The organism is Kineococcus rugosus, assembly GCF_050871975.1.
Lineage (GTDB): Bacteria > Actinomycetota > Actinomycetes > Actinomycetales > Kineococcaceae > Kineococcus.
In genome coordinates this window covers 66,267-79,820 of record NZ_JBJLSJ010000008.1, presented here as the reverse complement: position 1 = coordinate 79,820, position 13,554 = coordinate 66,267, and the positions used below count along the sequence as shown (strand labels likewise).

12 protein-coding genes and 1 riboswitch are annotated in these 13,554 nt (G+C 75.1%); of the genes, 7 read left to right on the top strand and 5 right to left on the bottom strand.

Annotation, left to right across the window (positions count from 1 at the left end):
- Positions 1-149: 149 nt before the first annotated feature.
- Both ACRYM6_RS06240 and ACRYM6_RS06235 read left to right on the top strand, forming a co-directional pair.
- Entirely contained in the window at positions 150-2,030 is a 1,881-nt protein-coding gene (locus ACRYM6_RS06240; protein WP_432541893.1) for a SpoIIE family protein phosphatase, read from the top strand.
- A 242-nt stretch (positions 2,031-2,272) separates the two neighbouring features.
- On the top strand, positions 2,273-3,073 hold the full coding sequence (locus tag ACRYM6_RS06235) for a peptidase (RefSeq protein WP_432541891.1): 801 nt from the start codon (positions 2,273-2,275) through the stop codon (positions 3,071-3,073).
- A 42-nt stretch (positions 3,074-3,115) separates the two neighbouring features.
- Here ACRYM6_RS06235 and ACRYM6_RS06230 read toward each other — a convergent pair whose 3' ends face one another.
- The 4 genes from ACRYM6_RS06230 to ACRYM6_RS06215 form a co-directional block, all read right to left on the bottom strand.
- Positions 3,116-3,895 (bottom strand): sporulation protein, encoded by a 780-nt coding sequence (locus tag ACRYM6_RS06230; protein ID WP_432541890.1) that lies wholly within the window; start codon positions 3,893-3,895, stop codon positions 3,116-3,118.
- A 136-nt stretch (positions 3,896-4,031) separates the two neighbouring features.
- The gene (locus ACRYM6_RS06225; RefSeq protein WP_432541888.1) at positions 4,032-4,832 is read right to left on the bottom strand and encodes an ABC transporter permease; all 801 of its coding nucleotides are present in this window, start codon (positions 4,830-4,832) and stop codon (positions 4,032-4,034) included.
- Positions 4,829-5,857, bottom strand: a complete 1,029-nt coding sequence (locus ACRYM6_RS06220; protein ID WP_432541887.1) for an aliphatic sulfonate ABC transporter substrate-binding protein — start codon at positions 5,855-5,857, stop codon at positions 4,829-4,831. Before ACRYM6_RS06220 ends, ACRYM6_RS06225 begins: the two co-directional genes overlap by 4 nt.
- A 44-nt stretch (positions 5,858-5,901) precedes the next feature.
- On the bottom strand, positions 5,902-6,651 hold the full coding sequence (locus tag ACRYM6_RS06215) for an ABC transporter ATP-binding protein (RefSeq protein WP_432541962.1): 750 nt from the start codon (positions 6,649-6,651) through the stop codon (positions 5,902-5,904).
- Between the two features lie 76 nt (positions 6,652-6,727).
- A riboswitch (SAM riboswitch) is annotated at positions 6,728-6,820 on the bottom strand.
- Positions 6,821-6,894: 74 nt separating this feature from the next.
- Here ACRYM6_RS06215 and ACRYM6_RS06210 point away from each other — a divergent pair.
- The 5 genes from ACRYM6_RS06210 to ACRYM6_RS06190 all read left to right on the top strand — a co-directional run bounded on the left by ACRYM6_RS06210 (position 6,895) and on the right by ACRYM6_RS06190 (position 12,290).
- Positions 6,895-7,635, top strand: a complete 741-nt coding sequence (locus ACRYM6_RS06210; RefSeq protein WP_432541885.1) for a YqjF family protein — start codon at positions 6,895-6,897, stop codon at positions 7,633-7,635.
- A 122-nt stretch (positions 7,636-7,757) separates the two neighbouring features.
- A complete protein-coding gene (locus ACRYM6_RS06205; RefSeq protein WP_432541883.1) occupies positions 7,758-9,116 on the top strand; it encodes a hemolysin family protein in 1,359 nt (452 codons plus the stop codon).
- Positions 9,109-10,119 carry a hemolysin family protein gene (locus ACRYM6_RS06200; RefSeq protein ID WP_432541881.1) on the top strand — a complete coding sequence of 337 codons (1,011 nt, stop codon included), beginning with the start codon at positions 9,109-9,111 and terminating at the stop codon, positions 10,117-10,119. The genes ACRYM6_RS06205 and ACRYM6_RS06200 overlap by 8 nt, the downstream gene beginning before the upstream one ends.
- Before the next feature lie 21 nt (positions 10,120-10,140).
- Complete coding sequence (locus tag ACRYM6_RS06195) at positions 10,141-11,925, top strand: prolyl oligopeptidase family serine peptidase (RefSeq protein ID WP_432541880.1); 1,785 nt, start codon at positions 10,141-10,143, stop codon at positions 11,923-11,925.
- 5 nt (positions 11,926-11,930) lie between these two features.
- On the top strand, positions 11,931-12,290 hold the full coding sequence (locus tag ACRYM6_RS06190; RefSeq protein ID WP_432541878.1) for a hypothetical protein: 360 nt from the start codon (positions 11,931-11,933) through the stop codon (positions 12,288-12,290).
- A 161-nt stretch (positions 12,291-12,451) separates the two neighbouring features.
- Here ACRYM6_RS06190 and ACRYM6_RS06185 read toward each other — a convergent pair whose 3' ends face one another.
- Positions 12,452-13,513, bottom strand: a complete 1,062-nt coding sequence (locus tag ACRYM6_RS06185) for a helix-turn-helix transcriptional regulator (protein WP_432541876.1) — start codon at positions 13,511-13,513, stop codon at positions 12,452-12,454.
- Between the last annotated feature and the right edge of the window lie 41 nt (positions 13,514-13,554).

Here is a 13,554-nt window from a genome sequence, read left to right as displayed (position 1 = left end):
CCAGAGGCCCGGAACCGCGAGAGCGGGGCCGGGCCTCTGGCATGGTGGGCGACTGACTGCGTGACTGTCCTCCAGCTGGGACAGGAGCACGGAGCTGACCTCACGACGTGTCGGGGGCGGCGGATCTCTCGGACGACGGGATGCAGCACGTGACGGATGCCTCGCACCTGGACCTGGCTGCGGTCTTCAACGCGGTCCCCACCGCGTTCGCGGTGTTCGACACCGACCTGCGGTTCGTGACCGTCAACCGGGCCTTCCTGGAGTCGTCCGGCCGCACCCGGCCCGAGCTGATCGGCCGGTCGGTGTTCGACGTCTTCCCCGACAACCCCGACGACCCGGGGGCGCGGGCGAGCGCGAACCTCGAGGCCTCGCTGCGCCGGGTGCTGCGGACCGGGCGCCAGGACACCATGCCGCTGCAGAAGTACGACATCGCCGACGCCGACGGGCTCTTCCGACCCCGCTGGTGGAGCGCGGTGAACGCCCCGGTGATCGACGACGCCGGGCAGGTGGTGCTGGTGCTGCACCGGACGGAGGACGTCAGCGACTACGCCACCGAGAAGTTGCGGCAGCGCTCCGGTTCCGGCGTCGGCCTCTACGCGGCCCTGGAGGACCAGTCCCCGGCCGAGGCGGACCTGTACGTGCGCGGGCAGGAGCTGCGTGAGGCCCTGACCACCGAGACCGCGGGGGCGCGGCGCCTGGCCGGCATGGTGCAGGTGGCGCGGGAGCTGAGCGGGGCGGAGACCGTCGCGCAGCTGACCGACATCATCGTCGGCCGGGGCCTGGGGATGCTCGGTGCGGGCGGCGGCGCCGTGGCCGTGCGGACGGGCACGGGCGGCACCGAGGTGCTGGAGCTGACCCTGACCGACTCCCTGGGGGACCAGGCCCGCCGCACCTTCGCGCGCATCCCCGTGGACAGCCCGCTGCCGGTGGCCGTCGCCGCGGCGACGGGGCGGGTGGTGGTGCTGGCGGACCGCGAGGCGGCCGTGCGGTCCACCCCGTTGATGGAGGAGGCCGTCACCAGCACCGGCCTGGGCACGTGGGTGTCCCTGCCGCTGCAGGCCCGGGGCCGTTCGCTGGGCGGGCTGACGATCGGCTGGCGCGACCCGCAGGACTTCACCGACCGCGACGTCGAGCTCATGGAGGCGTTCGCCGCCCAGTGCGCCCAGAACCTCGCCGCGCTGCAGGTGCAGGAGCAGGAGCGCCGCGTGGCGGGGGAGCAGCGGCGCATGTCCGAGACGCTGCAGCGCAGCCTGCTCACCGCGCCGTTCGAGCCGGACCACCTGCAGATCGCGGTGCGCTACCTGCCCGCCGCGTCCGACGCCCAGGTCGGCGGCGACTGGTACGACTGCTTCCTGGGCCCGACCGGCACCACCACCCTGGTCGTCGGTGACGTCGCCGGGCACGACCGCGACGCGGCCGCCGCCATGGCGCAGGTCCGCAACCTGCTGCGCGGCGTCTCCATCACCCTCGGCGCCGCGCCCGCCGCCGTCCTGAGCGGTCTGGACACCGCCATGCACCACCTCGGCGTGGGGGTGATCGCCACGGCCGTCCTGGCGCAGGTGGAGCAGACCGACGAGCAGCGGGCCGCCGGCCTGCGCACCCTGCGGTGGTCCAACGCCGGGCACCCCCCGCCGGTCCTCATCGCCCCCGACGGCGCCGCGCGCCTCCTGCAGACCGCCCCGGACACCCTGCTGGGCCTGGTGCCCGGCACCGACCGCCACGACCACACGGTGACCCTGGACCCCGGGGCCACCCTCGTCCTGTACAGCGACGGCCTGGTCGAACGCCGGGACGCGCCGCTGCAGCAGGGCATGGAGTGGCTGCGCGCCACCCTGGAGCAGCTGCACCACCTGCCCGTGGAGGAGTTGTGCGACGCGCTGCTGGGCCGTCTCGACGGCTCGCCCGAGGACGACGTCGCGCTGCTGGTCCTGCGGGCCCACCCCGAGGAGGGTCCCCGTCCCCGCGAGGCCGGTCCGCGAGTGCTGCCCCCCGCACCCCCGGGCGCGGCGCCGCCCCTCAGCCGGTCGTAGCGGGGAGCCGACGGCGCGCGGGTGCGTCCGTCGTGCGGACCGCACCCGGGCGCTCCGCCTCGCACCGCGGGTCGACGTGCACCCTCGCCGCGCTCACCCCGGTTCCGTCCTGTCCACCACCGTGAAGTTGCCCCGTCGAACGGTGTAACAGGTGCAGGAGCTGTCGCGTCCTCTCACCGACGGAGCCGGGACCGCAGTCAGCGGGCCCGAACCACCGTCCTGGTCCGAGAGGCACGAGCACCATGAACTCCCAGCACTCCAAGGTCCTCACCGCCGGTGTCCTGACCGCCGCCGCCCTGCTCGGCGGGGCCGGGGTCGCCGCCGCGGCCGGCCCGGTCACCGGGACCGGCACCGGCTCGGGCGCCCACGGCGTCCCGGCGCAGACCGTCATCCACTTCGCCCACGGCGCCACCTCCGCCTCGGTCAGCGGGAAGGTCGGCCCCGAGGAGGACGACCGGTACGTCTTCGACGCCAAGGCCGGGCAGACCGCCCACATCCACCTGGCCCGTTCCACCAGCGCCCAGACCTGGACGCTGGTCGGTCCCTCGGGTCCGGCGGTGCACGACGCGCACAGCCCGCGCCAGTCCGACTTCACCTACCGGCTGCCCGAGAGCGGGCGGTACTACGTCGACATCGTCTCCACCCGCCCCTCCAGCTACCGGCTGGACCTGTCCATCCCCACCACCAAGCCCACCACCGGCAAGCCCGCGGCTCAGCCGGACAAGCCGGTGGTGGCCGAGGCCACGAAGATCGACTTCGCCCCCGGGCGCACCAGCGCGACGGTCACCGCGAAGGTCGGCCCGCGCGACCGCGCCGCGTACACGTTCGCCGCGAAGGCCGGGCAGCGCGCCCGGATCCAGCTGGACGGTTCGGGCACCGGGACGTTCACGCTGATCGCCCCCGACGGCACCCCGCTGCACACCACGCACAGCCGCAACCAGCGTGATGTGACGGTGACGCTGCCGGCGTCGGGTCTGTACCGCGTCGACCTCGCCGACGACGTCCACGCCGGGTCCCAGCAGCTGACGCTCAGCGTCCGCTGACCACGGGACCGCCGGGCCCGGTTCCCCGGGCCCGGCGGGGTCTCACCAGCCCCAGCCGCGCCGGGCGCCGAGCTCGTGCACGGCGCGGTCCAGCGTCGCGGCCACCCGGGCCCGGTCGGTGTCGGTGTGCGACAACCGCAACCGGCTCACGACGTCGCGGCCCTCGGTGAGCAGGCCGCCGCGGCGGTCGGCCTCCAGGACGACGTCCACGCCGTGGGCGTCGGCGAGGAAGGTGACCTCCAGCTCGTTCACCTTCCGCACGTGAGCGGGCGGGGCGAACTCCAGCTCCTGGTAGAAGGGCAGGTCGGAGCCGCGCACGCGGCCCTTCTCCACGTCGGCGTGCTTGAACCGCCAGCCGAGGGACCCGAGGGCGTCGACCACGGCCTGCTGCACCGGCAGCGGCGCCACGGTGAGGCCGTCGAGGTCGCCGGGGTCGACGGCCCCGGCGATGACGAGCCGGGTCGCCACGCCGACGGCCACCCCGCGCAGGTGCCAGCCGCCGATCGCGGTGATCGGCGTCTGCCACGGCAGGGTCAGCGCGAACGGCAGCTCGGCCCGCTGCCCGGGCACGGTGGTGAACCCCGCGCCGACGCGGGCGCTGCCGAAGGCGACGTCCTCGCGCCACTCGGTGTCGCCGCTCTCGACCTCCACCCGGGCCTGCAGGGCGACGACGACCTCCTGCACGTCCTGGGGCACCTTGCCGCCGGTCACGACGACCCGGCCCCGCACGGGGCCACCCGGCCGCGCGACGTCGTCCTCCAGCACCGTGTCCACCGTCGCCGCACCCGCACCGAAGCGTGCGGCCAGGTCGCGCAGAGCCATCCCGTCCTCCGTCCCCGGGGCCGCCGGCCGGCCCCCTCCCGGAGGACGGCCGGGACGGGCGCCGCGTTCCCCGGGGCGGGGACGACGGGGGCCCGGCCCCGCCGCAGCAGGACCGGGCCCCCGGGGGACGGGCGGGTCAGTCCCGCGACGCCTTGACCCGTCCCTCGACGAACCCGAGCACCACGTCGGACGCCTTGCCCAGCAGCGCCAGCAGGATGATCGCCAGCAGCACCTGGTCGGTGCGGGACGTGTTCTGCCCGTTGGTCATCTGGTAGCCGAGGCCGATGGAGGAGGAGATGAGCTCGGCGGCGACGAGGAACAGCCAGCTCTGCGCCAGCCCCAACCGCAACCCGGACAGCAGCGCGGGTGCGGTGGCGGGCAGCAGGATCGAGGTGAACAACCCGATGCCGCGGCGGCCGTAGGCGCGGCCGACCTCGACGAGCGCGGGGTCGAGGTGGGTCAGGGAGGAGACCACGGTCGTGTAGACGGGGAAGAACGCCCCGATCGCGACGAGGGTGATCTTCGGGGGTTCCCCGAGCCCGATCCACAACCCCAGCAGCGGGACCCACGCCAGCGACGGCACCGCGCGCAGCGCCCCGAGGGTCGGGGACAGCAGGCGGTACGCCAGCCGGGACGACCCCGTCAGCCCGCCGAGGACGAGACCCGCGGCGGCGCCGAGCGCGAACCCGACGAGCACCCGCTGCACGCTGATGGCGATGTTCGTCTGGAGCTGACCGGTGGTCCACAACTGCTGCGCGGCGGTGAGGACGTCACCGGGCGGCGGGAGCTGGCTGGGCAGGAACACCCCGGCCGCGGTGGTCGCCCACCAGGCCGCCACGAGGGCCACGGGCACGACGGCCCCCAGCCACCAGCCGGACCGGACCCGGCGCGCCGGGGCGTCCGGGGTCCGCTCCCGGGCGGGAGTGGCCACGCTCACGACGCGGACGCCTTCTGCGCGAACTCCGGCACGAGCAGCGTGTCGAGCGCCGTCGTCGCGGCGTCCTCCGACGGGACGTCACCGGTGGCGGCCATGAGCGGGACGATCCCGGCCAGCACCGTCCGCTGCGCCTCGCCGGGAACCCCGTCGAGGTCGAGCGTGGTGCGTTCCAGGACGCGGGCGGCGACCTCGGGCGACAGCTGCGCGGCGGTCGCGTACAGCGTCGCGAGCTCGGCGGGGTTCGCCAGCGCCCACGCGCGGGCCGTCGCGTAGGCGTCGACGACCTGCTGGACGAGGTCGGGGGAGTCCTGGATGAACTCCTCGCGGGCGTTGAGGACGCCGTAGGTGTTGAAGTCGACGTTGCGGTACAGCAGCTTCGACCCGGCCTGGATCTCGGTGGCCGCCATGTTCGGGTCCAGCCCCGCCCACGCGTCGACGTCGCCGCGTTCGAGGGCGGCGCGGCCGTCGGCGTGCTGGATGTTGAGGATCTCGACGTCGGAACCGGACAACCCGGCCTGGGCGAGCGCCTGCTGGAGGAAGAAGTACGGGTCGGTGCCGGTGGTGGCCGCGATCTTCTTGCCGCGCAACCCCGCGACGTCGGTGACGGTGGAGTCCTTCCCGACGACGAGCGCGGTCCACTCCGGCTGGGAGTACACCTCGACGGTCTGCACGGGCGAGCCGTTGGTCCGGGCCTGCAGGACGGCCGACCCGGCGGTGGAGGCCAGGTCGAGGTTGCCGTTGCGGAGGAACTCGTTGGCCTTGTTGCTGCCCTGCGACTGCTCCCACTGCACGGTCAGGCCGGCGTCCTCGAGGATCTTCTGCTCGCGCACGACGAGGCTGAGGGGGTTGTAGAGGGCGTAGTCGAGGCGGACCCGGTCGCCGCCGCCGGACCCGCTGCTCGCGGTGGGGGCGGCGCTGCCGGAGGAGGACTCGCCCTGCACGCAGCCGGCCGCGGTGAGGGCGAGGGAACCCAGGCCGAGGCCGAGCAGGGCGCGACGGGTGGTGGTGCGGGGCAGCGTGGACACAGTTCTCCCGGGGGTGCGGTGGTGGGGGGTGCGCGGGGGGTCGTTCAGGCGGTGCGGGGGACGCCGAGCAGGTCGAGCAGCTCGACGCGCAGCCGGGCGGTGGCGGCGTCGGCGCGGTCGCGGGGGCGGGGCGCGTCGACGACGAGGTCGCGCACGACGCGGGCACCCGCCTCGTCGTCGTTCCCGTCCTTGCCGAGCACCAGGACGCGGTCGGCCAGGTGCAGCGCCTCGTCGACGTCGTGGGTGACGAACACGACCGTGGCCCCGGTGCCGCGCTGGACCTCGTCGAGCAGGTCCTGCATGCGCAGCCGGGTGAGGGCGTCGAGGGCGGCGAACGGCTCGTCGAGCAGCAGGACGCCGGGGCGGCGGACCAGCGCCCGGGCCAGCGCGGTCCGCTGGGCCATGCCGCCGGAGACCCGCCGCGGCCGGTGCCCGGCGAAGTCCTCCAGGCCGACGACCTCCAGCCAGCGCAGCACCTCCTCGCGCCCGGCGGCGCGGGCGGTGCCGCGGGGCAGGCCGAAGGCGACGTTCCCGGCGAGGTCGCGCCAGGGCAGCAGGCGCGGTTCCTGGAACACGACGGCGGTGCGGGGGTGGACCCCGCGGACGGGCTGCCCGGCGACCTCGACGGTGCCGGCCGACGGGGTGTCCAGGCCGGCGACGAGCCGCAGCAGCGTCGACTTCCCGCAGCCGGAGGCGCCCACGAGCGCCACGGTGCTGCCTGCCCGCAGGTCCAGGTCCAGCGGCGCGAGCACGCGGTGCCCGCCGAAGGAGCGGCTCACGCCGCGCAGCCGCACGCCGGCGGCGTCGACGCGGGTGGCGCCCGGGGCGGACGCGGACGCGGTGGCGGTGGGTGTGGTCGTCACGCGATCTCCTCCATCGGTCCCGGCATGAGCACCACACCTCACGGGGAGGCGGTTGCTGCGGCGTCGACGAGCCAGGTCTCTCGGCCGCTCTGGATGGTGGGCACACTGTAGGCCAGCCACGGGGGTGGTGCCGAACGGGTCGCCGGACCGGGGCGCCTCCGGCACCCTGTCGGGGTGGTCGACCGCCTGCCCTCGCCCGAGGCCGTGGCCCTGCACGGGCCCGTGATGATGCACCAGCACTGGGACGACCTCGCGTTCCTGCACTGGGCCGTGGACCCCGCCCGGGTCGCGCCGCTCATGCCGCCGGGGGTCCGCCCCGACGTCCTCGACGGCGCCACCTACGTGGGCCTCATCCCCTTCACCCTGCGCGGGGCCGGGCCGGGACGGCGGGGCAGCGTCCCGTACGCGGGAACGTTCCTGGAGACGAACGTGCGGTTCTACTCCGTGGACGACGAGGGCCGCCGGGGGGTGGTGTTCGCGAGCCTGGACGCGAGCCGGCTCGCCGTCGTCGTCGGCGCGCAGCTGGCGTTCGGCCTGCCCTACCGCTGGTCGTCGATGCGCCACGCGGTGCGCGTGCGGGACGGGGCGCGGGAGCTGCTGTGGACGTGCCGGACCCGCGCGGGGGTGCGCAGCCGCGTCGCCGTCCGCGAGGGCGCACCGGCCGTCGACGACCTCGGGGTGTTCCTCACGTCGCGGTTCGGGCTGCACGCGCAGCACCTGGGCCGCACCTGGTGGATCGCCAACGAGCACGAGCGGTGGCCGCTGCGCTCGGCCGAGGTCCTGGAGCTGGACGACGGGCTGGTCGCGGCGGCGGGGTTCGAGGTGGCCGGCCCGCCGGACCACGTCGCGTTCGCGCGGCGGGTCACGACCCGCTTCGCGCTGCCCCGGGAACTGGGGCGTGAGACGGTGCGTTGACCACCGCGTACCGTCCCCGGAACCAGGAGAGGACCGCCGCCGCCGATGTGCGACGACGATCACGACGACCCTTCAAGTACCTGCGCGAGCACCCCGCCGCCCGACCACGGTGAGGTGGTCGCGTGACCGACGTGCTCGCCCTCCTCCTGGGCGTGCTGGTGGTGTTCGTCATCACCGTGGCCACGGGGTACTTCGTGGCCCAGGAGTTCGCCTACATGTCGGTGGACCGCTCGGGCCTGGGGGCCCGCGCGGACGCCGGGGACCCCGGCGCGGGCCGGGCCCTGGCGGTCACCCGCCGCACCTCCTTCATGCTCTCCGGTGCCCAGCTGGGCATCACCGTCACGGGCCTGCTCGTCGGGTACGTGGCCGAACCCCTCATCGGGGAGTCCCTCGGGGCCCTCCTGGGCGGGGTCGGCATCCCGACCGCCGTGAGCGTCGGGATCGGCGGCGTCATCGCCATCGTGTTCTCCACGTTCGTCCAGATGCTCTTCGGCGAGCTGTACCCGAAGAACCTGGCGATCGCGAAGCCCGAGCCGCTGGCCGTGCGGCTGAGCCGCTCCACGCTGATCTACCTGCGCGTGTTCGGCGTGCTCATCGCGTTCTTCGACGCCTCCTCCAACGCCCTGCTGCGGGCGCTGAGGATCGAGCCGGTCCACGACGTCGAGCACGCCGCGACGGCCAAGGACCTCGAGGCGATCGTGGAGGAGTCGCGCGAGAGCGGCGACCTGCCGCCGGAGCTGGCGGTCCTGCTGGACCGGATCCTCGACTTCCCGCAGCGCGACGTCGAGCACGCGATGATCCCGCGCTCGCGGGTCGACACGATCGGCGAGGGCGACGACCTGGGGCTGGTGCGCGCGCTGATGGCCGTGGGCCACTCCCGCTACCCGGTGCTGGCCACCGGGACCGACGACGTCCTGGGGGTCGTGCACCTGGCCGACCTGCTCACCACGACCGAACCCGACAGCGCCCGCGCCACCCGCGTCATGCGGCCCCCGCTGGTGGTCTCGACGTTCACGACGCTGCCGGACGTGCTGCGCCAGCTGGGCGAGACGAAGAACCAGCTCGCCTGCGTCGTCGACGAGTACGGCGGTTTCGCCGGCGTCATCACCGTCGAGGACCTCGCCGAGGAGCTCGTCGGCGAGATCACCGACGAGCACGACGAGGACGACCCCGCGGGGTACGTGCCGGTGGAGGGCGACGGCGTCTGGGAGATGTCCGGCGAGGTGCACGTCGACGAGGTCGAGCGCTCCCTCGGGGTGGACCTGCCGCGCGGCGACTACGAGACGATCGCCGGGCTCGTGATGGCCACCCACGGCGGTCTGCCCGCCGAGGGCGCCGAACTGGTCCTCGACCTGCCCTCCGACCCCGCCGAACCGGCGGCCGAACCCCGCACGCTGTCCGTCCGCGTCCTGACCGTCGAGCGGCACGTGCCCGCCCGGGTGCGGCTGGAACTGTCCGAGGAGGTCGTGGCCGGTGACTGACAACTGGCTCGTCGTCGTTCCGGTGACCGTGCTGATCGTCGCCCTGAGCGCGTTCTTCGTCGCGGTCGAGTTCGCCCTCCTGGGCGCCAAGCGGCACCGCCTGGAGGAGGCCGCCGGGACCGCCGCCGGCCGCGCCGCCCTGAAGAGCTCGCACGAGCTGACCGTGCTGCTGGCCGGTTCCCAGCTCGGCATCACCGCCTGCGTCCTGCTGCTGGGGGCCATCAGCAAACCGGCCGTGCACCACTGGCTGACCCCGGCCTTCGAGGCCCTCGGGGCGCCCGCGGTCGCGGCCGACGTCCTCGGGTTCGTCATCGCCCTGTTCGTGGTGACGTTCGTCCACCTCGTGGTGGGGGAGATGGCCCCGAAGTCCTGGGCCATCGCGCACCCCGAGCGGTCGGCGCTGCTGCTGGCGATCCCGATGCGCGCGTTCATGTGGGTGTTCCGGCCGGTCCTGAAGCTGCTCAACGAGGCGGCCAACGTCCTGGTCCGCCGCTCCGGGGTCGAACCCGTGGACGAGCGGGCCACCGCGCACACCCCGGAGACGCTGCGGCACCTGCTGGAGCACTCCACGAACGTGGGGGCGCTCGACGCGAGGTTCTCCGCGCAGCTGTCCGGCGCGCTGGACCTGGAGCGGCTGACCGTGCGCGACCTGCTGCGCCCGGGGGCCGTCCCGGCGTGCGTGGCGGCCGGCGCGACCGTGGACGACGTGCGGGAACTGACCCGGCGCACGGGGCACCTGCGGATCCTCGTCGGGGCCCCGCAGGCGATCACCGGTGTCATCCACGTCCGCGACACCCTCACCGAACCGGCCGGCGCGCCCCTGGCGCCGTTCGTCCGCGACGTGTTCGAGCTGGACGCCGGGACCACGGTCCACGCGGCGCTGAAGCGGATGCGCGAGACCAGCAACCACCTCGCCGTCGTGACCGACGGGTCGCGCGTCGAGGGGGTCGTGACGATGGCCGACGTGCTGCGCCGGCTGTTCCCCCGCACCGCCGCCGCGTAGCCCGCGTGGCACGATCGGCCGGTGACTGAACCTGAGGTCCCCACCTGGGAGGAGCGGTTCCGCGCCGGCCGCGTCGGGCTGCCGGAGTGGGCCGAGGACGCCCCGGCGCGGTGCGTCGTCGACGCCACCGTCGCCGGGGTGCTCGAGGTGCACTCCTTCGACGCCGCGACGGGGGAGCTGCACCGGCTGACCGACCGCCCCGAGGGGACCTCGGGGGCGACGATCGACCCGGCCGGGGAGTTCGCGTGGTGGTTCGACGACACCGCCGGCGACGAGTTCGGCGTGTGGCGGCGGCAGCCCTTCGGGTCCGCCCCCGGTGAGGGCGTCGAGGACCCGCTGGGCCTGCCCGCCGCCTACCCGGCGGGGTTGTGCCTGGGCCGCAGCGGCACCGTCGTCGTGGGGTCGCAGGACGACGGGTACGGCACCCGCGTCGACGTCGTCTCCGCGCAGGGCACCCGGCGGCTGTACGAGCACCGCGAGGACGCCTGGGTGGGGGACCTGTCCCCCGACGAGCAGTGGGTCGCGATCGCGCACTCCGAGCACGGCGACTCCCGCCACCCCGACCTGCGGGTGCTCTCCCTGGCCGACGGCTCGACCGTCGCCGAGCTGTCCGACGGGCCCGGCAAGGGCGTCTCGCCGGTGGGTTTCTCCCCGGTGCGCGGCGACGCGCGGCTGCTCGTGGAGCACGAGCGGTCCGGGCGGGCCGAACTGCTCGTCCTGGACCTGCGGACCGGCCGCGAGGTGCAGATCGTCCTCGACGCCCCCGGCGAGGTCGCCGGCGCGGAGTGGACCCGCGACGCGACCGGGCTGGTCGTGCTGCTCGACCACGAGGCCCGGACCCTGGTGCACCTGGTGGACCTGGGGACCGGTGCGGTGCAGCAGGTCGGGCCGGCCACCGGGACCGTCTCGGGCGCCACCGCCCGGCCCGACGGGGACGTGTGGATGACGTGGTCGTCCTCCGAGCAGCCGTCGACGGTCCGGACGCTGGACGGGAGGGTCCTGCTGCGCGCGCCGGGGGAACCGGCGCCGCCGTCGGTCGCCGTCCGCGACGTGTGGGCCGACGGGCCGGGGGGCCGGGTCCACGCGCTGCTGCGGACGCCGGACGGTGCGGCCGGGCCGCTGCCGACGGTCGTGGAGGTCCACGGCGGGCCGACCGCGCACGACACCGACGCGTTCCGGCCGTACTGCGCGACGTGGGTCGACGAGGGTTTCGCCGTCGTCCAGGTGAACTACCGCGGGTCCACCGGGTACGGCTCGGCGTGGCGCGACGCCCTGGAGGAACGCGTCGGGCACACCGAGCTCGAGGACGTCGCGGCGGTCGTCGACCACCTCGTCGCCGCGGGCGTGTGCGACCCGGACCGGCTCGTCCTGGCGGGCGCGTCCTGGGGCGGTTACCTGACGCTGCTGGGGCTGGGCACCCAGCCGCAGCGGTGGGCCGTCGGGCTGGCCGGGGTCCCGGTCGCCGACTACGTCGCGGCGTACGAGGACGAGATGGAGGGGCTGAAGGCGTTCGACCGGTCCCTGTTCGGCGGGTCGCCGCAGGAGGTCCCCGGCAAGTACGCCGACTCCTCGCCCCTCACGTACGTCGACGCCGTCCGCGCGCCGGTCCTGGTGCTGGCCGGCCGCAACGACCCGCGCTGCCCGATCCGGCAGATCGACAACTACCTCGAACGCCTCGCCGCGCGCGGCGCCACCCACGAGGTGTACCGGTACGACGCGGGGCACGGGTCGCTGCTGGACGACGAGCGGGTCCGGCAGATGCGGGTCGAGCTGGACTTCGTGCGGCGGCACCTGCCCGTAGGGTGAGCCGCGTGAACACGACGTGGTGGCGCACCCACCCGGTGGGCCACCGGCTGCTGGCCGTGCTGGCCTGCGAGCTGCTCCTGGTGGCCGTCCCCGGCCGGGGGTTCGGCGCGCTGGTGTGGCTGGCCCTGCACGTCTGGCTCCTCACGCGCGTCCGGCGCAGCAGCTGGACCGCGTGGGCCGTCCTGCTGGGCCTGTCGGTCCTGGGCGCCGGGTCCGGGGTCGTCCCGGTGCTGCGGGACGGTCCCGCGTTCCCCGCGCTCGCCGCCGCGGGCCTGAACGTCGCGGTCGCCGCGCTGCTGCTCACCCCGACGGTGCGGGGCTGGGTCGGCCGGTCCGGGCTCCTGTCCCTGCCCGGCGAGCACTGACCCCCGCGCCCGGTGCCTCGTCGGGGACGGGCGCCTCAGCCGAGGAACGTCAGGTGCAGCAGCGCCACGTTCAGCGCCACGACGAGCGCGACGGCCACCGTCGCGAGCACGGTCGTGGCGGGCCGGTTCACGTGCTCGCCCACCCGGCTGAGGGGACGCGTTCACGCGTCGGCCGGACGGGTCCGGGCGCGGTCCTCGACGAGGGGGAGCAGGCCGAGGCGCCGGCCGGCGAGGACGGCGTTGAGGCGGTCGTTCACCCCGAGCAGCCGGTACAGGTTCTGCAGGTGCTTGTGCACGGTGCGTTCGCTGAGGTGGAGGTGGTGCGCCATCGCCGCGGCGGTCCACCCGCGGTCGAGGTGACCCAGGACCGTGAGCTGGCGCGCGCTGAGGGCCGGGCCGTCGGCTCCGGCCCGGGCGACGGCGGTGTGGACGACGACGGCGCTGGAACCCGGCAGCGCCGGGCGCCACCGCAGGCGCAGGCCACCACGAGCCGTCGGCAGGACGCCGGTGGGGGCGTCCGGGCCGAGCGAGAACCGGCTGACTCGCGCGAGCGTCGACAGCGGGACGTCGTGGTCGTCCAGGAGGTCGGCCGCGACCGCGTTGCAGTACGTCGCCGTCGTGCCCCGGAACAGCACGAGCCCGGCTCCGGAGGCGACGGCGCGGTCCAGGTCGAGCACGAGAGCCGTCCGGCCGCGGTCGCGGGCGGCCAGCCGCAGGTACGGCTCGAAGCGGCCGAGGGCGGCCACGTCCGCGTCCGTGAAGGGCGTGCTGCGGTTCACGCCCCAGCACTGGATGGCGGGGCCACCCACCAGATCGTCCGCGACCGGGGGGTCGTCGGTGAGGTGGGCGGTCAGCAGGGCGTGCGGGACCCGGTTCGGTTCCAGCAGTTCGCGGCGCATCGGGTTGGCGGCCCACTCGCGGGGGGTGCACAGTTCCTCGACCCGGCGGGCGGGCAGCTCCCCGTGAGCCGTCAGGTAGGGGATCGCGGGGCTGCTCAGGACGACGTCGGGGGCGTCGGCGGGGATGAGCGGCAGGAGCAGCTCGGGGGTCTCGGTGATGTGCGGGCGCCCGGCGCTGTCGACGCGGACGTCGGCGACGACGTCGCCGGGCACCACCCGGTCCAGGAACCGCAGGCCGGCGGCCAGTTGCTCCCCGGGGTCCCGGACGTCGAGCAGTTCCAGCCCGAGGCGGTGCACCAGCGCCGCGCGGCGCGCCGAGAGCATGCCCCCTCCTACCACGGTCCGTCACCCGCCGCATGCGAACA